This is a genomic window from Bacillus sp. Medicinal_06 (assembly GCF_056711665.1).
Genome location: NZ_JBWYHD010000008.1, coordinates 76685 through 100042 on the forward strand (window position 1 = coordinate 76685; position 23358 = coordinate 100042).

A 23358-nucleotide genomic window follows, 5' to 3' on the forward strand; every position below is an offset into this window, starting at 1 on the left:
TGAACAGAATGCACGAGCTCAAATTTTATAAATAGAAGGGATCAAAAAATAAAAAGATTGCTTATTCAATCAACTTTTTTGTTCAAGGTGCCGGAACATTCTTTAGAGATTCTCAGCATTTTGTAAATAAGAAACCTATACCTAAATGTGAATTCAAACTAAAATCTGATAATAATTCCATCTTTTTCTTGTTGTTTATATCACTTTATGATATATTTTTTTCAGATATATCATAAAGTGATATAAAAGGTAGGGATAAAATGAAATCATTAGAGCAGTTAACTGATTCTGTATTTTATATTATGGCAGGATTTACAAAACCAAGGCATGGCTATGCAGTGATGAGTTTGATTGAAGAATTAACAGAAGGTCAAGTAGTAATTGGACCTGCATCACTGTACACAATTATTAAAAAGTTAATAACCGAATCTTACATTGAGTTATTTGATGATTCAAATTCACGTAGAAAAGTATATGTTTTAACAGAAAAAGGGAAAGAAGTGTTAGAACAAGATATTTTGAGACGTAAAACGATGCTTGATTTCGCTGAAAATGGATTAAAGGGGGAGAAGTAAAATGGGGAAAACAAAATACATGATGTCAAACGGAATTGCTTTTTCAGAAAAAAGGGACTTACAGAAGCTAAGGAAGTATGCTACAAAAGGTTGGATCGTGAAACGCTTCAAAAAAATGGGATATGAATTGGAAAAAGGTATTGCTGAAGATGTTATTTTTAGTCTTGATATAAGAGAATTAGCAGCAAACGAATTAGAAGAATATATCGAAATGTTTGAACTGGCAGGTTGGGAATATATTTGCTCAAGTTATAATATGCACCTATTTAAAGCGCAACCTGGCACAAAACCAATTTATACAGATAAAGAAACAAAGCAGGAAAAAATAAAAAAACTTAGACAACCAGTTCTATTAACAGTCGCGATTAGTATGGCTCTGCTTATTATAAGCTATATCGTTCATTCAGTAAGCTCTGGATTATTAAGTACAATATTTTCAACAATCTTTTTATGTTCACTTGTCATTACTGTTCCCATGTTAATGACATTAATGGCGACCTACTACCATTCTTTTCGCACAAAATAGTATAGCATTTCTAAGTCTATAAAGCAGCGATACATTATAAATCCCTTATATTTTAATTAATCTTTATTCAAAATATAAGGGAATCTTTTCATAATGAAATGAATGTTCTCAACATCCTTTTAATCAAGTTTTACTTTGAGCCCACACATGCATTTACTTTTCTTCACCTTCTGTTTGCATTGAGTTGAAAGTCCAATTCAAATTCAATACATCTCCTTGGAACACATTTTGATCTTCCCCGTTATCTACAAATGTGAACATCACATAGAAAGTATCGTCATCACCTGGAGCAAGTCCGTTTTCTTCTCGATCTACAATACCTTTTTGCACAAGATCAGGAATATTTCCATTTTGTGTAGCTTCCTTCAATTCAGATAATGTAGTAGACCATATAGGTACTGTATTTTTGTCCAAGTTCCACAAGAAATCAACGCGGATATGATCCCCAAAATCAGTATTTCCATTATCTCCTTTGGCATCAATTACAGTGTAATCAGTAAGAAGCTTCACATCTCCTATCGCTAATGTACCTTTGTTAACTAGTTGAAACCCACGCTCCATTTCGTCACCTGGTTTAAGATTATCTACATCAATAACGACTTTAGGATCAACACTCAAGTCTAAAGTACCAGCTGCAAACGTGTTATTTGACACTTCTTTATCACTGAAATACGCATACGTTCCTCCCCCAATTAAAGATAAACCAAGAACCGCAGTCATAGCACCCATACCAAGCTTTTTCTTAAGACCCATTTCAATAATCCCCCTATTTTAAAAGTTCAAGTTATAGATCACGTATCAATTGCACGAAAAATAATAAACAAGCTAGTAAACTATTCCACGTTAAAAACTAACCAATTTTAATTACTCAATGTGAAAATTCAAGTACCAAAATACATTTCACTATAAAACTACTTTAAGAAAAACCGGTAACGTTACAATGAAGCATTACCGGTCCTCATTAATCATGGAAGCACATCCCTAATTCGTTTTATTGTAGTTATTTAATGGCATACTGCATTCCAAATTTGTACTTACTTATTTTTTCGGTTCCAATCCAATCGAGCGCAAGATTTTCTCTAACGTCACTGGTCCAACATTTTCTTTTGGTTTCTGATTCTCTTTAGCATCTGGACCCTTTTTCAAGAAGTTCTTCTCGATAAAACGTATATCTGTTTCATTTACAACGCCGTCTTGATTGATGTCACCATCTTTAACAGTTTTTCCTTTTTCATATGATAGAGCTGCTATTCTAGCATCTTGAATATCCACCATTTTATCGCCGTTGACGTCACCAGCAAGGTTATCATCCATATCAGCTCTAAAATATTGACCTACTAATTCCCCATCCTGCATTTTCCCTATTTTTGTTGTTAATTTACTATTTAAATGACCCGGCATTTCTACAAAAATATCGTATTCTTTATCGCTCACAGGAACATTGTGAATTTCAAATTGGCCGTTATTATCAATTTTCCCTGTGTATTTCTTTCCATCCTTGCCAACCACGTACACTTTTGCTCCCAGTTTTGTGTAGTCGTTCTTACCTACATACCCCTCTTCAGTCAAGAATGCTTCTGGTCCAATATATCCTGTAACCATTGAATGTTTTGAAACAATAGAAAAGGATTTATCTTTAAACACAGGAATCTCAGCACCTTCTGATACACCAGCTTTTGTATAAGAGAATTTATCTACTCCAAATACAGCCAAACTATTAAAATATTCATCACTCGTCATCTCGAATGTAACATCTAAAAATGGTGTGTCTCCATCTAATCCCTTAAATTCTGCTCCTTCTACAGATGCGCCAACTTTTACTTTATTTTCCCAAGTGCCTTCTTCATTTATCACCGGATCTTCTAACTTGATATTTAATCCATGTTGTTTCGCATATTCCGTAAGCGCTGGATTTGATTTCACATCTGTAAATTTAAATAGCTGTTTACTATAAGGAATCTCAAATGTACCTGACATAAGTTGTTTTACATTATTGAGATTTAAAGTTAACGTAATTTTGTCTCCTAATTTTATTTTGTCTTTGTCATAACTTGGAATAGCGTATTCTGTTCCTTCTTTAACAAAGACGTAATCTTTAAACCCATTCGCCATATTCGCTGCAGTTGCAAGGTCATATCCAAATAATCTTAAATTAAGCGGTTCATTTATTTCCTCTGGAAGTACGCCAAGTTTAAAATCACCATTGGCTTGAATTGTATTCAACCAACCTGATGGAAAGGCAGAGTTTTGGTAATATACAATTTCATTAGCCTTTTGATCATACTGAAGGCCTTTTGCCTTTAATGCATCTATCGTAGAATCATAAATATTACCATGGACCCACAATGCCCTTTGACCATCTTCTTCTGTGAACATAGATTCATTTACCTCATGAACACCAGGTTGTACATCAGCAAATTTCACTTCAGGTTTGACATTATCAATAATTACGCTATCTCCTTTTGTATAAGGTTTTCCTTCTTTATCATATCCAATGAAATCCAGTTGGTAATCTCCATCAGGTAGCGTAACTCGTTTATCTCCAATTGGATGATTCGGATCTCCTGTAAACGGGAACACGTATCCTCCCATACCATCGAACATAATATATTCAGTATTCGGTGTTAGACTACTAGCATTAAGTGTGCCAACAATTCCTAATGCCTTTCCTGTTTTTCGATCCTTCACAACCGCATCAATGGTTTCAAGTGGACTATTTAATTTAAATGTCAACGGTGAACTCGGTCTTCCCATAAATGGATGGAAGTTAGATGTATCTGTCGCCATTGCATCTCTAAGCAAATCTACAGATGCAATCCCTTTTTCTGTGAATTTCACTGCAAATGGCACTTGATATGTTTCTTTTTCATTGTTTTTATTTGAAATATGAATATATCCTTCATATCTACCGAATTCCGCGTTTTCTGGAATGATAATTTCAGGACTAATTTCCCCAGATGTACCAGGAGCTACTTTAATAGAATCTTGTACATTCAACTTCACACCATTCTTCGCTGCATCCTGCACTCCTACACTTGTTGGTGAAAACTCTACTTCTAGTTTGAACTCTTTTTCTTCTGTTTTATTGTTGTTTTTAATCAGAACTTTTCGATTATCTTTAATTGGTCCATTTGCTAATTGCGTTTTATAACCGAATGCAATAGAACCAGTTTTTTCTTCAATTTCTACTTCTTCATCATTTACCACGTTTGTCGTTTTATCGATAACCTCAATCGCTGTATCCGTATGAACTGCACGATAAGCATCAATTCGTCCTGATCCCACCTCAAATACGGAGCGCTCTTCTTTTAAATCTACCGCTGTATTCATAAGCGCCTCTTTTACTTCAAATGGACTATAGTTTGGATGTTCTTGTAAAATTAATGCTGCTACCCCCGCAGTATGAGGAGTTGCCATAGATGTACCCGACATACGTCCATACGCTACTGGATAATTTTCGCCATCCTTTGGATCATTAATATATTCAGGAACAGTAGAGAAAATAGACACACCTGGCGCTACTATATCTGGTTTAATATCATCTGTTTTACTTGCAGGACCTCGTGAACTGAAATCAGCTAGGTGATCTCCCTCTGTTTTTGTGTTACTCAGTTCTCCAAATGCTAAGGACACATCCCCCTGGGCAGCTTTTGCTTGTAATTTCTCACCATCTGCTTTTGTTAAGCGGAAAGATGGAATAGATGAAGTACTTTCTCCAAGATAACTTGTAATGTCACCATCCACATTGTTGTACACAATGACAGCTTTCGCGCCTGCTTCCTTCGCATTTTTAATTTTTTCATCAAAAGTAATCTCACCGCGCTGGATGAGCGCTAGCTTTCCTTTTACATCTTTCCCTGAAAAATCATCTGATTTTCCAAGGCCTGTATATACAACAGATAAGGATTGTCCTTTTAAGTCCTCAAGCTTATCAGCAAAGCTTTTTCCAAGTAGCATCATCTTATCCACATGTAAATCACCTGCAGTAGCGGAAAACGTCGGGATAGTCATCGCAGCGTCACTCGCTCCAACTGTAATCGGAAGTGCTGCCGCACTAGGTGATCCAAGAGTTCCTTCTTCTGGTCCACTATTTCCTGCCGCTACAACTGTGACAACACCAGCTAACATAGCATTGTTTACTGCCACAGAAGTAGGGTATAAAGGATCATTAATAGAGGCACCTAGTGATAGATTAATAACATCCATATCGTCTTTCACTGCTTTATCAATCGCAGCAAGAATACCATTTACTTGTCCGCTTCCATATGGTCCTAATACACGATACGAATATAAATCTACATCAGGAGCGACTCCCTTAACCGCATAATCTACGTTATTTTTTTTGTCTGCAGCAATAGTTCCAGCTACATGTGTACCGTGAGATGTATAATATGCATTTCCATTATAAATCTCAGGATAACCTCCAGAGTTTTGCCAGTCTTTATATGTTGTTTCCATTGGATCAGCATCGTTATTAACGAAGTCCCATCCTTTTATAGAGTTTGGATCTACCTTTGTTGGATCTTCCCCTTGTGTTGCACGATATCCTTTATATGCATCTTTTAAATCAGGGTGGTTATAATCGATACCTGTATCCAGCACCCCCACCTTAATTCCTTTACCTGTTATTTTTTCATCATGAAGCTTGTCCACACCGATTTGTGGTACACTATCTGCCATTTTTGGCTGGGCAGCAGTCTTAGCTGTTTCTTTCGGCAAATCAATTTTGACCTCCTGATCTTCCCATACGCGCTTAACGATACCAGTGCGAACTAAGTCTTCAATCATATTCCCAGGTAACGACATTGCCACACCATTAAAAGCATTCTTATATTCTCTTGTTATTTTGGCAGACTTAAAGTTTTCCCCTTTATCTTTCTTTTTTCGAAGCTGTTCGAGCTCAGATTTAAATCCTTTATGAGATGCTTCCACCTTTTGTTCTGCATTAGAAAGAGCTAATTTTTTCCCTTTAGCTGCTTGTTTTAGCACCTCAATTTTAGCAGGAGCTTGCTTGAACTCTACAATTACATTCACATTATCAGGACTTGCTGTATTGATACCTGGTGAAATAACAAAACCTGGTTTTGTATCTAATGTTTTTAAAGCATTACGTTGTTCCTTTGTAAGTCCTTTCAATACAGAATTTGCATCATCAATACCAGTTAAAGTAGATGTATTTACCTCTTCTGCCAATACGTTATATGGAATTCCTTGAGACAATAACATACCAACAGTCAACGTTCCAATAAGAATCTTTCCAAATTTTCTTTTCTTCATATGGCATCCCCTTATAATTACAAAGTTATTTTTTCGAGACGAATTGATTCTCAAAACCTTGTTCAGCATTGGCAATTCTATCAATCTTGAACCTTTATTTTGTATGATTGAGAATAACCAACACTGCTACCATCCCCACATTTCATCTAGCTGACCGTCCACTTTAATTTTTTCTATAAACGCCCCCTACAACTTATTTCCAATACCAAATTTTCACAAAATGAATTATTAATACAATGAAACGATAATTCTATTTTCATTATTCCATATTCCGATTTTTCTGAACATTAAACAAAAGGAGTAATTTTTGTTCTAATGATTCTACACCTAAATAGTACAAAAGAACTATCTTGCTCTTTATTCTTTGGAATAGAGAATAAAGAAACACGATAGTTCTCTTAGGAATTTTTTATTTAGTCCAACGGAACCAATTGATTTCGAACTGCATAAATCACTGCTTGCGAACGACTTTTTACATTGAGCTTTTTAAAAATTTTATTGATGTGAATTTTAACTGTCTTGTCACTAATATATAGAGCTTCAGCAATTTCTTTATTACTAAGCCCCTTAACCAATTCAAAGAGAATCTCCTTTTCACGCTCTGTCAATTCATTTTCGTTTGATTCTACTTTCATTTGTTGCTGATGATACGTAATTAATTTTTTCGTCATACGCGGATGAATAACGGAATCACCTTGATATAACATTCGAATTGCTGCTACTACTTGCTCTGATGATGAATCTTTCAACAAATAGCCATCAGCACCCGCCTGAAGTGCATCCATTAAATACTCGTCATGCTCATACATAGTAAAAGCAAGCACTCGGCAAGTCGGATACTGTTTTTTCACTAACGCCGTAGCTTCAATTCCATTTTTCCCAGGAAGATTAATATCCATTAAAATACAATCCGGTCTGCATTCCTCGACTTTCTCTAATACCTCGTCCCCAGAGATCGCTTCCCCAACTACTCTTATATCAGATTCAACCTCTAGTATACTGCGAATTGCGTCTCGTAAAAAAGCATGATCATCCACTACTAATATTTTAATCATTTTACGCACCCCTTGTTTGTGAATCTGGAATTAATAATGTAATTTCTGTCCCCTTCCCTACAGAACTATCAATCTGTAAAGTAGCCCCTAGCTGTTCAGCTTGTTCATTCATATGTAATATACCATAATGCGGCTCACACTTCGTTTTAACCATAGACTCAAATAGTGAAAAACCAATTCCATTATCCTTCACCTTTAAAAGTACGTGCTCACGCTGATAGCTTAACAGCACATCAACTTTTTCTGCTTGTGCATGTTTAACAATGTTCTGCAAACTCTCCTGAAATGTATCAAAAATAACTCTTTCTTTAGAAAAACTGATTGTACGAGCATGACCCCTTTCATGGTATGTAATGTCTATTTCATATTCTTGTTTTACAGATTTTATTTTACTTGCTATCGCTTGCTTAAGTCCTAATTGTTGCGTTGGATATGGCTTTAAAGCATAAATAGAATAGCGAACTTCTCCTAAGCTTCCCCTTAATTTTTTTATACTTTTCTCCACTACTTGCTGCATATCGGTTGGTTTATCACGATATTTTTTCTGGACGGATTCTAGTTGGAATATTACCCCGGCTAACGCTTGCGCGATACCATCGTGAATTTCGCGTGCAATTCGATTTCTTTCTTCTAAAATCATTCTTTTTTCCTGTTCAGAAATCAATATCCTTGTTTTAACTACGTTAGCTAATTGGTTAGAAAACGTAGCTAAAGACTGTATATCTTCTGGAAAAAAACCCGCATTTCTACTTTTTCCTGCAACAAACATTCCAACTAATTCATCATTTACAATAAGGGGAAAATATACAAGCGAGCGTATGATATCATCAAATACATCATCTCCAGGAGCCATACCAGTTTTCCAATCATTAAAAACAAGATTTTTGGAGATTTCCTCAAACCCCTTATATATATCAGAATGATCAGAAAAATTCGGATGCACTTTCCCATCTTTTAATAAAAGATTCCAGTTTCCATCATCTTTTGTCCATATTGCATATGCTTGTATTCCAAAAAAACCTTTAAGTGCTTGTTTGATATGCTTCAAGTTCCCTCCGGTTAGTCCACGACTTATTTCTGTTGTAATAAGAAACAGTTCGTATAATCGTTCCTTCTCGATCCTTATTCGCACAGAAAAAGAGCTGATAACTGAAATTGCTACAAGTGGAAAAAAGAAAAACAATACTGTAATCTCGTTTATCTCCACACTATATGCACTAACTAAGAGATGCATCAGAGCAGCGTAAAATAAACCAAAAGTTTCACAAAGAAATACCGTTGTGGTTTTTTTATACCATTGATGTATTGAATACGGCTGAGGAAGGAGTACCATTAACAAATCGTAAAAACGGTTGTTGAAAAAACAAAAAAACACGCAAAACAATAACAGAAATATTAATTTCTCATACAGGACTGACATGTCGATCCTGCTAATAAATAAAGACAGACCTTCATTGGAAAACCATTCTGCCAAGATCAAACTAAGAGCATGCTGTGTACTATTAAATAGCATTCTTTGCACTGGCGAACGACGATGCAGATGAATAATTAGCGTAACAAACACAATTGCAATAATAGTTATATGTATTCCAAGCTGCCAACTCATAGCGTAAATAATCGGAAAGGTAAGCGAGCTAGTTCCTCTCCAAAATCGTACAGGAAAATACTCTGCAATCCCCATAAATATTAATAACAATATTAGTATTGTTGGATGAGAAGGGATTTTAATTTCAAGTAAAGATATAGTTATAGTAATCAAACCAAGAAAAGAAATGAAATAAAGATAATAACTAGCAACTTTTTCTCTCATAAAAATAGAATCTACATCTTTCAAAACAGCCCCTTCTTTCTTTATAAAAATATATTTTCTCTATTATCCAACAAAAAACCGGCACTGGCAAAATGGAAGAACTTCCACTAGCCAATCACCGGCTGTGTACTACACCTAAACAGGCAAGACACAATATTAGTATAAGTTGATTTTTATAAATTTCCTATTCATCAAATGATGTAATTGTACATACTATTGGACGTAATCTTTATAGTACAAAAGATGTATATTAATATCGTTAATCTAGTAGAGTTGTAATTCACTTGTAAATTTCTTTGTACATGTAAAGCAAGAAACTGTTGATGTTATATATCCCCTATAAAATCTTTAACACAAACATAATTTAAAATTTGAAAAAAGATTATCCAAAGGTGCAGTTTAACCCTGAAGTAGAAGTAAAAATGTTATATAGTGGCGTTTTAAATTAATAAGAGGTTGAATGCTATGGGCATCCAACCTCTTATTTCAATTATTTAGTAAATCGATACACAATGGATTCATACGGTCTAAGGATAAGCTTTCTAATATCTTCACCTGAATCCTCATAATTTGATATTAATATTTCTTGCTTCATCCCATTTACTTTAATCTCTTTTGGCACAGAATATGTTATTGTTTCTCCATAAAAATTATTTATCACAAGTAGCATTTCATCATTTAACGTACGAGTATATACCCAAACATTCGGATCATCCATATCTATAATTTCATATTTACCAGCTGTAAGCACATCATATGTTTTTCTAAGTTCAATTAACTTTTTATAATGATAAAACACAGACTCTTTATCTTGTAATGCTTTTTCCACATTAATTTCTTTGTAATTTTCTGCAACTGAAATCCAAGGTGTATTTGTTGAAAAACCAGCATTTTCTTCTTCATTCCACTGCATAGGTGTCCGTGAATTATCGCGAGATTTTTGTTTTAGGATACCAATGATTTCTTCATTTGACATCCCTTCTCCCTGCTTCATTTCATAAATATTTAAAGATTCAACATCTCGATACTGTTCAATTCTTTCAAATCCTGGATTTGTCATTCCAATTTCTTCACCTTGATAAATATAAGGTGTGCCTTGCAACATATGCATCGCCGTTGCTAACATCTTTGCCGATTCATTTCGGTACCGCTTATCATCACCAAAACGGGATACAATGCGAGGCTGATCATGGTTACACCAGAACAGAGCGTTCCAGCCCCCACCTTCTTGCATTTCAGTTTGCCACTTTGACATGATTTCTTTCAACTGCCTGAAATCAAAGTCAGCTTTTGTCCACTTATCTCCATTTGGATAATCTACTTTTAAATGGTGAAAGCTGAAAGTCATACTTAATTCCTTCCGCTCTGGATTTGAATACTTAATACAATTATCAATTGTTGTAGATGACATTTCTCCAACTGTAATTACGTCTTTTCCTTCAAATACTTCATGATTCATTTCTTGTAAATATCCATGAACACGAGGGCCATCTGTATAGTATTTCCGACCATCGCTAGTAGCAGTTGTTCCTTCATCATCTAGAAAACGTTGATCTTTTGAAATTAAGTTAATGACATCAAGCCGGAATCCTTTGACCCCTTTTTCAAGCCAAAAGCGCATCATTTCGTATACTTCTTCCCGAAGCTTTTCATTTTCCCAATTTAAATCAGCTTGCGTTTTATCAAACAAATGCAAATAATATTGCTTTGTTTTCTCATCATATTCCCAAGCGGAACCACCAAACTTAGACTGCCAATTATTCTTTTCATCACGCCATATATAAAAATCACGGTACGGGCTATTTTTATCATGGCGCGCTTCCTGAAACCACTTATGCTCCGTCGAACTATGGTTCACAACGATATCAAGCATAATATCCATCTCACGTTTCTTCGCTTCTGCTAAAAGTTCTTCAAATTCTTCCATTGTTCCATAAGATGGATCTATTGAATAATAATCACTAACATCATAACCATTATCATTTTGTGGTGAACGATACATTGGCGTAAGCCAAATATAATCAACACCAAGTTTTTGTAAATAATCTAATTTCTCTGTTACACCTTTTATATCGCCTGTCTCTGTATTGTAATAGCTATTAAAGCTTTTCGGATAAATTTGATAGACAACACTTTTATGCCAATCTTTCATGCTAAATTGCCTCCTACTTCTGTTTTACTTGCTTTGCAAATAACCACGTTAAAACAAATGGAACTACTACTGCGATTATCATCCCAACTACAAACATCGGAATCGATTTCGGAATGATAGAAATAAATGCCGGTAAACCACCAATTCCAATCGCTGGTGCTAATACGCCATTTAACGTAATAAATACTGCCGCAAGTGCCGATCCCGTAATAGCTGCATAAAACGGAAATTTATTTCTCAAATTCACACCAAACATTGCTGGTTCTGTAATACCGAAGTACGCTGAAATAGCTGATGTTGATGCCATACTTTTATCATTTTGATTTTTTGAAATCCAAAACATTGCTAGCGCTGCACTACCTTGCGCGATATTAGAAAGTGCAATCATTGGCCAAATAAATGTACCACCACTTTGTGAAATTAATTGTAAATCAATTGCAATAAACATATGATGCATACCTGTAATAACTAATGGTGCATATAGTGCTCCAAATAGAACCGCACCGATTGCTGGAACTGTTTCGTATACTCCCACTAATCCAGTTGTTAGTAAATCTCCGATATGACGTGTAACTGGACCAATAATACCTAACGCTAATACCCCCGTCACAACGATTGTTGTAATCGGTACAACTAATAGTTGTATCGCATTTGGTACACGTTTTTTCAGGAAAATCTCAACTTTACTTAGCACAAATGCTGCTGCTAAAATCGGTAAAATTTGTCCTTGATACCCTACTTTTTCAATTTGGAACAATCCTAAAATATTAAAGTACTCAATTTTTTGTCCATCTAGTCCTGCCGATGCTTTTCCATAATTCCATGCATTTAATAAATCAGGATGTACAAGCATTAACCCCATTACAATCCCGAGTATTGGACTGCCGCCGAAACGTTTCGTCGCAGACCAACCAACAAGTGCTGGTAAGAATACAAATGCCGTATTTGCCATCATATTAATTAAATCCCATAGCCCGCCTAAATTTGGATATACTTCTAATAAATTTTTCCCTTCAAAAAATAAGTCTTTAGCACCTAATAAATTATTAATCCCCATAAGTAAACCAGCTGTAACAATTGCTGGCAAAATCGGCATAAATACATCAGAAAATATCTTTACAAATTTTTGCATCGGATTTAATTTTTGATTTCCCGAATCCTTCACATCTGCTACTGTCGACTCCTTCATACCTGCAAGCGTTATCAATTCTGCATATACTCGATCTACATCTCCTGGACCAATCACAATTTGAAATATACCAGCGTTATGAAACGCTCCTTTTACTAAGGAAACTTCTTGCAGTTTATCACTATCTATTTTACTTTCATCCTTTAAAGCGATACGAAGTCTCGTTACACAGTGAGCTGCTTGTTCAATATTTTCTTTACCACCAATATATTTCAGCACTTCTTCTGCTGTTTTACGATAATCTTTCCCCATATCCGTCCCTCTTTTCTTTTTTGATACCGTTTACAATTACATATTAACTCGTATATATAAGTTAGTCAATACTCGTATATACGAGTTGTTATTATTTTTTATCAAACAATACAAAAAGAGATGAAACATCTATCGTTTCATCTCTTTATTTTCTCCGCGCCACATCCGAAAAATGAAAAATATCAAGTCGGTGTCGTGATTCTGTATATTCAAACTGACTACCATCATAAAGATGAGTAAAGTTTTTCACAACAACAACATAATCTGTTCCATTTAAATCTAAATACTTCCGATCATCACCTGTACAAGGTTGCACTTCAATAACGCGCTGTGAATAACTAATATGTAATTCTAATTCTTTCTCAATGTATTTATAAATTGACTTCTCAGCAATTTCTTTTGTTAATCCAGGAATATATTCAGATACAAAATAGTTTACATCTAAAATTACATTTTCCCCGTCAATATTTCGAACGCGTTTAATATGATCTACCTTCGTTTTCGCCTTCACATTTAATAATTTGGCCATTTCTTTCGGTGCTGACAATTGCTCCATCTCTACCACATTTGTTATACATTGGCGCCCTAATCGTTCATTTTCCTCTTGAAAACTCACAATCCCACCAAAATTAAATTCAATGTTTTTTCGTTTTAAAACGAAAACGCCTTTACCGTGTATTTTCTGTACATATCCACGTTCCTGTAATAAATCGACAGCTTTCCTTACCGTCCCACGGCTCACTTCATACTGCTTCATCAATTCTGTTTCAGATGGGATTTTACACCCTTCTGTTAACTTACGATTATCAATTGAATTACTTATCTCCGTATAAATCTGTTCATACTTACTCATCATTTTGAATAACCCCTTGTCACCTTCTATTTCTACTTGTATTATAGCATGACAGAAAATCATGCCAATCTCTTACTAATTTTCCAGCACAAGAAATATCTATATAAATATTTAGTCAACAATACGAATTTTTATAATTTTTTTCATATTTCCCTTTTCATTCTAAAAAACATGTAGTATACTAACTTCAAAATCAGAGGAGAAAGGGAGCAAAGAACTATGCTTACGAATACAACTGTAGTTACATTTGCACAAAAACATCATCATCATACTTAACCCTTGAAACCTAGCGGAAAAATTCACGCGTAGGTACAAGGGTTATTCCCGTTGTACCTACGTTAGGCAAAGAGCCATGTAGGTATTTTTTATCTACATGGCTCTTTTTTTGTTTTCAAAAACGCTAGTAAAAAGATGATGAATAAGCAAAACTACTACAAAGGAGATAAACAAACATGGAAACGAAAAAATGGGGTTTATGGATTTTAACAGCATTTGTTGTTGGAAATATGGTTGGCGGTGGCGTGTTTATGCTTCCAGCAAATTTAGCGCAAGTATCGGGTCCAATGGGATCTACGCTTGCTTGGAGTATTACAGGACTTGGCGTATTTATGATTGCTCTTGTATTTGGAAACCTTGCAGTACGTAAGCCGGAGTTAAAAGCTGGTCCACAAAGTTACGCACAAGCAATGTTTGCTTCTCAAAAGGCAGGTAAAGTTGCTGGATATAGTATGGCATGGGGATACTGGGCTGCGAACTGGGCTGCGACTGCTTCTGTTATTATTTCATTTGCAGGATACCTATCTACATTCTTCCCAGTTTTACAAAGTAAGCAAGTTCTTTTTTCACTAAACGGATTTTCATTAGAACTTGGAAAAGGGTTAACTTTTGCTGTATGTAGCATTATACTATGGGGCATTCAATATATTCTTTCTCAAAACATTGATAGAGCTGGCAACATGAACCTGCTTGCAACGATTGCAAAGATTATCGGATTTACAATGTTCATCGTCATTACACTATTTATTTTCAATACTTCTAACTTTGGCGATGGTCAAACATTTATGAATGAGGCTGGCAAATCAATTCCATTAGGTGGACAAGTTAATGCCGCTGCTATTGCAACTCTTTGGGCATTTATAGGAATTGAGTCAGCAGTTATGCTATCGAATCGCGCAAAATCACAGCGCGATGTAAAAAAGGCAACAATTTTCGGTTTAATTATTGCTCTTCTTATTTACATGGCAATTACACTACTAACAATGGGTGCTCTTCCACAAGACGCTTTAAAAGAGTCGCAAAAACCTTTAGTAGATGCTTTAAACCTAGCCATTGGTAATAAAGGTGCTTATATCATGGCACTACTTGCACTTGTATCATTATTCGGATCTACTGTTGGCTGGATTGTTGTAAGTTCAGAGGTACCTTATCAAGCAGCAAAGAATGGACTTTTCCCGAAATTTTTTGGAAGAACTAATAAAAAAGGGAGTCCTTCAAAGTCACTCCTTGTTACAAATATTATGACGCAAATTTTCTTGTTCTCAACAATATCTGGGACTGTTTCAGAAGCTTATAATTTCGCCATTGTTGTCGCAACATTAGCTTATTTAATTCCCTATCTTGTTTCTACCCTATACCAATTAAAACTTGTTGTAACAGGAGAAACATACGATATAACACCAGGCTCTCGAGTAAAGGATGGAATCATTACAGTACTTGCACTCCTATACTCTATTTGGGTAATTAAAACAGGAACAACTGATTTAAAAACATTTTTCTTAGGTATTGGATTATTTGTATTAGGACTCGTTCTCTATCCAATTCTAATGAAAAATTCATCTACTTCTCCTTCAGAACAGCCTAATAATAAAGCTAGCTAATACAATAAGAAGCTGTGAGCTACATTCCAAAATATACTGGATTGTTCCCTCACAGCTTCTTGTATTCCTAAGAAACTTTCAATTAATAATCAGTGGAGGATGAAGAAAACCACCACTAATTAAAGTTTCACATGAAACTCTTTCTATGCTAATAAGGTGAAACTTTGATTCCCCTTTATCAATTGTACTTTTAGCAATTGTGGATTCCTCTTGTATGTAAAATTAACTGTTAAATAAACCAACGACACTTGAATCTACATAGTGAATACGATTACTTAAGCTCCTTTTGATAGCTAATCGCTTGCTTCCCCATTTGCTCCCAAGCCGCTTGAAATTCATTTTTGGAAACAGCGATATGTGGTTCTGTTCCAAGAGGATTATGAAGATATACTTTTTCTTTATCATATCCGGTTACGAGTACACTATGCTCATAGTACGTAATACGAACCATTCCTTGCGGCGTTTCCCAATTACGAAAATGACCATCGGAAAGACGCCGAAAAGTAGAATTTGTAATGACTAAAACTGGTATCCCCGAACGAATTTGTGTATAAATGCTCTCTATATCTTCTCCCGTCAAATCAATTGCTCGTTCTCCTAAATATTGCTGTGCCAAATTATAAATTGGCTTATGATATGCCCCATATCCAGGATAAGAATACGTGTAAATATTCCCAACAAACCCCTCGTTTGGATGCCCATGTTTATTTCCAATCCAAAACGGAACTTTATGTATTTCCTTTGCTAACCTCATTTTATCTACTTGAATATTGGCTGACTGAAGTAGCATCGCCAAACTCGTTACTTCACAACCCCTTTTTAATTCAGGAAGCTGTCTGATAAACGGAACATGTGATAAGACAATTTTCTCTGGTAAAGGTTTTGCTGTTTCTTGTTTCACTTGTTGAATCTTATATTGACTTGCTTTCCCATCCATTTTTACTGGTTGAGAAGACTTCTTACTTGCCGGAGAACAACTCCCAAATAATACTGTAAAAACAAAAAGTAGTTTATACAATTGCACATATTTTTGCATATATATAACTCTAACTCCATTTCATATTAAAATGCTTCTTTCCTATTGTGTACGATTACAAATAAAATCCCATTGTTATTTTTTTCCGAATTGTATTATCACTATATGCAGGAAAAATGCGGAAAGCTTGAGCATTTTATCTACATTTGTGCAGATAAAACAAAACGTTTTATAATGAGGGTATTATACTAAATTTCTATAAAGCAATACGCAAGAAAGTATAGGTGAAATATATACATATGAAAAATCGTGTCGTTCAACTATTATTTGTGTTGACTATTGTAGCGATCGTCCTCACGCTCTTAAATAAAGAGGTCATATCTTTATATAAATTTATTGGTGTACTATGGTCGATTACGATTATAGGAATTTCCTTCGTTATTTTTATCGAAAATCGCTCTCCACAAAGCACACTAGCATGGTTTTTAGTATTAGCACTTCTTCCTGTTATTGGTGTATTATTGTATGCACTTTTTGGAAGAAGTCGCTGGAGACGAAAAAAACATTTACATCGTGCAGAGGAACAGCGAAATGTATTCCGTCAGATTTTAGAAGGGAAGCGTTTAGATGTAGCATTTCCTTCCTCACTAAGTGAACGGTCTACCTATTTAACCAAAGTTGTACAAAAATTTGGTGGTGGTCCCGTTGCAGATCAAACAACAACAACGCTATTAACAAACGGAGAGGAAACATTTACTGAAATCATACAAGCTATCGAAAATGCACAGCATCATATTCATATTCAATACTATATTTATCGTTCAGATGAAATCGGTACAAAAATTCGGGATGCATTAATAAAAAAAGCAAAATCCGGTGTCATCGTACGTTTTCTTTTCGATGGACTTGGAAGTAATACACTACGAAATCGCTTCTTACGACCGATGAAAGAAGCCGGAATTGAAATTGTCGAATTCGATTCCATTCTTTCACCATGGCTACTAGAAACAGTAAATTATCGGAACCATCGTAAGATTGTTATTGTAGATGGAGTCATTGGTTTTACTGGTGGGCTTAACGTTGGGGATGAATATCTTGGCCGTTCGAAAAAGTTCCCTATTTGGCGCGATAGTCATTTAAAAATAGAAGGAAAAGCATTATATAAACTGCAAGCTGTTTTTCTAGAAGATTGGCTATATGCTTCTAGCGGTTTAAATAACTATTCCTGGGATTCATTTATGAATAGAGGATACTTTCCAGGACAAGGTATTCACCAAGCAGAAGGTGCTGTTCAAATTGTCGCAAGTGGTCCAAGTTCCGATGATACAAGTATTCGCAATGCTTTATTAGCAGCTATAGGGTCTGCCAAAAAATCAATTTGGATCGCAACGCCCTACTTTATTCCAGATCAAGAAACATTAACATTACTGCGTTTAAGCGCCACCGCTGGTATTGATGTCCGTATTCTATATCCAGGAAAAAGTGACAGTATCATTAGTGATCAAGCATCTCAATCCTACTTTACACCACTCTTAAAAGCAGGAGCTTCCATTTATCGCTATAAAGATGGATTTATGCATGCTAAAATTGTACTTGTTGATGATGAGATTGCATCGATTGGTACCGCAAATATGGATATTCGTAGCTTTGAGCTTAATTATGAAATTATTGCGGTGCTATATGAATCAAAAACAGTTTTAGATATAAAACGTGATTTTGAACAAGATTTTAAAGACTCCATCGAGATTAGATGGGATTCATTCAAAAAACGCCCTATTGGAAAGCGAACACTGGAATCACTTATGCGGCTAATTTCCCCTTTGCTTTAAAAAGTAATCAAGATAAACTTGATTACTTTTTCTTTTATAATGGTACATTCCTCTCCCTTCCTTTTCTTTGCATACCATATTAAAACAAGTTATCATAAGATGTATTGTTTACTTTACGAAAATAATGTTAGGTGGGAAATACATGTTAAAACAATTTCATATACATGCTGATTTAAAACAGCAATTAGCAACAATTCACGACAAAAATAAGCAAGCAGCTGGTGAAAATGCACATTTAATCGGTACAAAAATGTATAAAGCATCAGATAGCAGTATTATTGAAGATGCGATTACAGCACTTCTACTTGGCAAAAACATTTTATTAAAAGGGCCGACAGGAAGCGGTAAAACTGTACTTGCAGAAACACTATCTTCTTTATTCCAAAAACCAATGCACAGTATTAACTGTTCTGTTGATTTAGATGTCGAAGGTATTTTAGGATACAATACTTTAAAAACAAAAGATGGAGCATCTGAAGTTTCCTTCGTTGACGGTCCTCTTATGAAAGCAATGAAAAACGGACATTTCTTATATATCGATGAAATCAATATGGCAAAACCTGAAACACTTCCTCTTCTTCATGGTGCATTAGATTACCGTAAAATGATCACAAACCCATTTACACAACAAGTTGTATATGGTGATGAAGAGTACCGCGTTATTGCGGCAATTAACGAAGGTTACGTTGGAACGAGCGAACTAAATGAAGCATTAAAAAACCGCTTTGTTATCATTGAAGTTCCTTATATTCAAGGTGATACTTTAAAAGAGTTATTACTATCTGAATCCAAATTAAATGACGTTGCAACGATTGAAAAGTTTGTAGCATTCGCAAGTGACCTCATGCCACTTGCCCGTGATGGACGTGTAAGTGAAGAAGCAGCAAGTATTCGCGGCATTATCGACGCATGTGACTTAGGCGTATATATTCCTGTTATGCGCGCAATTGAGCGAAGCATTATTGCAAAATTAAATGATGAAACAGAACAAATGACTGTCCGTGAATTAGCAGAAAGCTACTTCTTTGAGGGATAATTCATGAGACAAATTTTTAGTGACAAAAAAATTGATGCGTCGCTGTTTCTTCAAATGGAAAACTTAATGTATGCCCTTCTAAAGGAAGACGATGCCTACCTTGAGTATGGCTATAAAGCATACTACGACGAAATAGAAAAAAAGGTTGTCATTAGTCACTTTTGGGATGATCGAAAAGAAGAAGATACCATAATCGGATTAAAAAGCGAAGTGTTTTTAAAAGCACTTGGTAATAAACACTACTCGGACATGACTTTAATTCGCTCTTATGCAATTGAATTACAAGAATCTCCTCTTAAAAAGTTTTTAACACAATTATTTGTTTTATTAGAAGATTTACGTGTTGAGGAAATCGTGAAAAGCTTACGTCCTGGCACAAAATATATTTTTAAGCGCCGAAAAGAAATGTATCGTAATTACTTCGGCTCACAAAATGAAATAAACCGCGTTCGTAATTATCACGGTGATCGTCTATTTTGTTTATGTTACCTTTCATTAACGAGCGATAAATATGAAATGTTCAACAATGAATATTTCGAGCAAATTGAAACGATTTTACACGAAACATTCCAAGCACGTAATACGGAAGATATTATGTACGTCGTTGAAAAAATTCGCTATCGTCTAGAAGGTCTTCTGCAAAATGATATGATCAATAACTATTTCGGACACGCCCCACTCTACTTATCTGTCATTGCAGATGAAAAAAACTGTCGTGTCGAAGAATTAGCAAATGATGATACTCAAATCGTAGATGATGAGAATAAAAATAAAATTAATGAAAGCTTCTCGACATGGCATCGTGAAAATAAAAATAACGAAAACGAGAACTTTTTACGCTTTGAATTAGAAAGCGGAACAAAAACAAATATGATGGGTGATACTGCTCGTGAATCAGAGGATGGCGATCAAGCGCTTGGTTCTGTACAAGGTACTTCTCAAAAAAGTACGCAATCTAACTTTGATGTGGCTGATGCAGAAGATTCCAGAGCCTCTCATGCTTCTAGCCAAAATGAAGGCATATATGGTAAATATAATGTCGGTGCTTCTCATACATTTAAAGAAGCTCGCAAGCCAAACTCTGATGAGAAAAAGGACTATCAAGCCATTAAGTCACTCATTAATAAAGACGTAAAAGAATTAAAGAAAATCATTGAGAAAACAATTGAAAATAAAACAAACGCAAATAGTGATAAATATTACGGAAGACTTCGTAAGAAATTCCTTCGTATTTATACAGAAAAACAGCCGCGCATGTTTTATAAAAAGGGACAAGAATCACAAGAACTTGACGTTGCCTTCCAACTATTAGTCGACTGCTCTGGTTCTATGTATAACAAAATGGAAGAAACGAAGAAAAGTGTTGTTCTATTCCATGAAGCATTAAAATCATTAAAGATTCCACATGCAATTAGTGGATTCTGGGAAGATGCTTCTAGTGCGACACCAGAAGATAAACCAAACGTCATTCATGAAGTGGTAACATACAAAAACTCAACGCTTCCAAACGTTGGACCAGAAATTATACAACTTCGCGAAGAAGAAGACAATCGCGACGGTTACATTATTCGCATCGTTTCTGAAAAGCTTGCAAAACGACCAGAGAAGCACAAATTCTTACTTGTCTTTACAGACGGTGAACCATCTGCTTTAGACTATCAACAAGATGGTATTTTAGATACACACGAAGCTGTTAAACTCGCTCGAAAAAGCGGTATGGAAGTTATCGGGATTTTCATCGAAGAAGGCGAAGCAAAAGAAGCGACATATCAATTAATGAAAAATATTTATAACCATCATTTCTTAGTTGCCAATCATGCTGAAGATTTACGCTTAAAGATTAAGCCGCTATTGAAGAAATTATTATTGAAGACGATTGAATAGCAAGCAGGAGCCCATTTGGCTCCTGTTTTTTAATCATTATTTGTCGAGCGATCGATATCCTATGTGGAATCGCTGATATATTTTAATTTGCGTCGATAAAATTTTTATTTACTATTTTGTTTCCTTTTGAAATGTATATGGAATAGATGCTTTTAATAATGATTCAATTCCCCCATCATAATATGGAAAGCGTGTGTTCGCTATTTTAACATCGACCCATTCTATTACTGAAATCTCATCTGCATCTTGCACAGCAATATTCCCATCTATCACATTGGCGTGAAAAGTAATCAACAATGCATGGTTACCTACCTCAGTAAAAAATTTTTCATTTATTGCAGCAATCCCTTGTATCTCTACAGTTAATCCCGTTTCTTCTTTTACCTCTCTTACAGCTGCAGCTTCTAATGTTTCTCCTTTTTCCACTGCTCCTCCTGGCAATGACCAAGCATCTTGTTCAACATTATGTACCATTAATACTTGGTCCTTTTCTTGATTATAAATTAATGAATATACAACATCGACTCTTTTCATATGTATTCCCTCCTATTATATTTTTTACGTATCTAATTCTGGTTCAATTTTCGATAAAGTGAAACTTTAATGCCCACACCAATCAAGCTTTTATGGGCAGCCCGCCCCCACCTATCTTGCTTATCTCTCTCTGAATAATGAAAAATTTTTAGAAATCGTTTTGGGTATATTAAGAAAGAATTCTACTATCAAATATATTTGAAAGGATGTTTCATTTGTCCACAAAAAAGGATGAACAATATACGGATGTTACAGCCGCTGAAGCAAGACATGAATATGTCATTCCCGAAGAGTTTCCCGAGGGTCCTTACGGTTCTTCCATTAACAGAAAGTTAGGAAAATCGACTCCTTGGGAGAAAGATCAAAAAACACATAAAGCATTTAGTTACGAATATGAAAAACAATATGAAGAAACAGAGCAGCAATATCCTGAAGCTAGCACTGAACCAAGAAGCGTAGATACGAATAAGGTAAAATCTATATAACGAGAAACCTTATTTCTTCTCTAGACTATGTTTAGATATGCTGACAAAAAGAACCGATTCAATTGAATCGGTTCCCTTCATTAACTAAGCACTAGCTCAGCTGTTAACTTTTTTTTTAACTTTGCTAGCATATCTGCTGTCATTTTATCTAAATCATACTCCGCTTTAAAGCCCCACTCTTCTTTTGCTGCTGTCGCATCGATTGAGTTTGGCCAACTATCAGCAATGATTTGACGAGCTGGATCTACAGCGTAATCCATTGTAAACGTCGGAATGTGCTTACGGATTGCTGCTGAAATTTGTTCTGGTTCGAAGCTCATTGCTGTAATGTTGAAAGCATTGCGATGGACCAGTTTACTTGAATCAGCTTCCATTAATGAAATAATCGCTTGCAAGGCATCAGGCATGTACATCATATCCATGTACGTACCTTCTGCAATGTATGAGGTGTAAGTACCATTTTTAATTGCTTCATAATAAATTTCAACGGCATAATCCGTTGTACCGCCTCCTGGAGGAGCTACGTAAGAAATTAAACCTGGGAAACGAACCCCGCGCGTATCAACACCAAATTTTTGATGATAATAATCACATAATAATTCTCCTGCTACTTTGTTTACCCCATACATTGTAGTCGGACGCTGAATTGTATCTTGCGGTGTATTATCTTTTGGTGTTGTTGGACCAAATGCACCGATAGAACTTGGCGTGAAAAATTTACAGTCAAGTTCACGTGCTGCTTCTAATGCATTTACAAGTCCGCCCATATTTAAATTCCAAGCAAATAGCGGATTCTTTTCTGCAGTCGCTGAAAGTAAAGCTGCTAAATGAATAATTGTATCTACTTCATTACGTTTCGCAATGTCGTGTAGTTTCTGACCATCGGTTACATCTAACGTTTCAAATGGACCAGATTTTACGACATCACTATCCGTCTCGCGAATATCTGTTGCAATAACGTTTGATGCGCCGTATACATCACGAAGTTTCATTACAAGTTCAGAACCAATTTGCCCTAAAGAACCGGTTACTAGAATTTTTTTCATTT

17 protein-coding genes are annotated in these 23358 nt (G+C 35.3%); 7 read left to right on the forward strand and 10 right to left on the reverse strand.

The annotated features are described in order from the left end of the window. Window positions 1–260 precede the first annotated feature (260 nt). Window positions 261–575 (forward strand): PadR family transcriptional regulator, encoded by a 315-nt coding sequence (locus AC1M36_RS19805; RefSeq protein WP_336452971.1) that lies wholly within the window; start codon window positions 261–263, stop codon window positions 573–575. A 1-nt stretch (window position 576) separates the two neighbouring features. Continuing rightward, window positions 577–1101: a DUF2812 domain-containing protein gene (locus AC1M36_RS19810; protein ID WP_336452970.1), complete on the forward strand. Its 525-nt coding sequence runs from the start codon at window positions 577–579 to the stop codon at window positions 1099–1101. A 153-nt stretch (window positions 1102–1254) separates the two neighbouring features. Here AC1M36_RS19810 and AC1M36_RS19815 read toward each other — a convergent pair whose 3' ends face one another. From AC1M36_RS19815 to treR, 7 genes are all read right to left on the reverse strand, one after another. Further along, a complete protein-coding gene (locus tag AC1M36_RS19815) occupies window positions 1255–1854 on the reverse strand; it encodes a TasA family protein (RefSeq protein WP_336452969.1) in 600 nt (199 codons plus the stop codon). 285 nt (window positions 1855–2139) lie between these two features. Further along, window positions 2140–6378: a S8 family serine peptidase gene (locus AC1M36_RS19820; RefSeq protein ID WP_336452968.1), complete on the reverse strand. Its 4239-nt coding sequence runs from the start codon at window positions 6376–6378 to the stop codon at window positions 2140–2142. 413 nt (window positions 6379–6791) lie between these two features. After that, complete coding sequence (locus AC1M36_RS19825; RefSeq protein ID WP_336452967.1) at window positions 6792–7433, reverse strand: response regulator transcription factor; 642 nt, start codon at window positions 7431–7433, stop codon at window positions 6792–6794. Between the two features lies 1 nt (window position 7434). Then, window positions 7435–9267 carry a GAF domain-containing sensor histidine kinase gene (locus tag AC1M36_RS19830; RefSeq protein WP_336452966.1) on the reverse strand — a complete coding sequence of 611 codons (1833 nt, stop codon included), beginning with the start codon at window positions 9265–9267 and terminating at the stop codon, window positions 7435–7437. A 466-nt stretch (window positions 9268–9733) separates the two neighbouring features. Beyond that, window positions 9734–11395: an alpha,alpha-phosphotrehalase gene (gene treC / locus AC1M36_RS19835; RefSeq protein ID WP_336452965.1), complete on the reverse strand. Its 1662-nt coding sequence runs from the start codon at window positions 11393–11395 to the stop codon at window positions 9734–9736. Between the two features lie 13 nt (window positions 11396–11408). Further along, window positions 11409–12836 carry a PTS system trehalose-specific EIIBC component gene (treP, locus tag AC1M36_RS19840; RefSeq protein WP_336452964.1) on the reverse strand — a complete coding sequence of 476 codons (1428 nt, stop codon included), beginning with the start codon at window positions 12834–12836 and terminating at the stop codon, window positions 11409–11411. 145 nt (window positions 12837–12981) lie between these two features. Beyond that, window positions 12982–13692, reverse strand: a complete 711-nt coding sequence (gene treR / locus AC1M36_RS19845) for a trehalose operon repressor (protein WP_336452963.1) — start codon at window positions 13690–13692, stop codon at window positions 12982–12984. Between the two features lie 449 nt (window positions 13693–14141). On the opposite strand from treR, the gene AC1M36_RS19850 reads away from it, so the two are divergent. Then, window positions 14142–15566: an amino acid permease gene (locus AC1M36_RS19850; protein WP_336452962.1), complete on the forward strand. Its 1425-nt coding sequence runs from the start codon at window positions 14142–14144 to the stop codon at window positions 15564–15566. A gap of 271 nt (window positions 15567–15837) precedes the next feature. Here the strand turns inward: AC1M36_RS19850 and AC1M36_RS19855 are convergent, their stop codons facing one another. Further along, window positions 15838–16602 (reverse strand): C39 family peptidase, encoded by a 765-nt coding sequence (locus AC1M36_RS19855; protein ID WP_336452961.1) that lies wholly within the window; start codon window positions 16600–16602, stop codon window positions 15838–15840. 239 nt (window positions 16603–16841) lie between these two features. Between AC1M36_RS19855 and AC1M36_RS19860 the strand changes: the two genes are divergently transcribed. From AC1M36_RS19860 to AC1M36_RS19870, 3 genes are all read left to right on the forward strand, one after another. Further along, window positions 16842–18371 carry a cardiolipin synthase gene (locus AC1M36_RS19860; RefSeq protein ID WP_431613280.1) on the forward strand — a complete coding sequence of 510 codons (1530 nt, stop codon included), beginning with the start codon at window positions 16842–16844 and terminating at the stop codon, window positions 18369–18371. Window positions 18372–18513: 142 nt separating this feature from the next. Then, complete coding sequence (locus AC1M36_RS19865; protein WP_336452959.1) at window positions 18514–19407, forward strand: ATP-binding protein; 894 nt, start codon at window positions 18514–18516, stop codon at window positions 19405–19407. Between the two features lie 3 nt (window positions 19408–19410). Next, entirely contained in the window at window positions 19411–21291 is a 1881-nt protein-coding gene (locus AC1M36_RS19870) for a vWA domain-containing protein (RefSeq protein WP_336452958.1), read from the forward strand. A 111-nt stretch (window positions 21292–21402) separates the two neighbouring features. On the opposite strand, the gene AC1M36_RS19875 is transcribed toward AC1M36_RS19870, so the two are convergent. Further along, window positions 21403–21825 (reverse strand): NUDIX hydrolase, encoded by a 423-nt coding sequence (locus AC1M36_RS19875; protein WP_336452957.1) that lies wholly within the window; start codon window positions 21823–21825, stop codon window positions 21403–21405. A 206-nt stretch (window positions 21826–22031) separates the two neighbouring features. Between AC1M36_RS19875 and AC1M36_RS19880 the strand changes: the two genes are divergently transcribed. Beyond that, window positions 22032–22310 (forward strand): hypothetical protein, encoded by a 279-nt coding sequence (locus AC1M36_RS19880; protein ID WP_336452956.1) that lies wholly within the window; start codon window positions 22032–22034, stop codon window positions 22308–22310. 80 nt (window positions 22311–22390) lie between these two features. Here the strand turns inward: AC1M36_RS19880 and AC1M36_RS19885 are convergent, their stop codons facing one another. Then, window positions 22391–23356, reverse strand: coding sequence for an L-threonine 3-dehydrogenase (locus AC1M36_RS19885; RefSeq protein WP_336452955.1), 966 nt, complete (start codon window positions 23354–23356; stop codon window positions 22391–22393). Window positions 23357–23358: the final 2 nt, after the last annotated feature.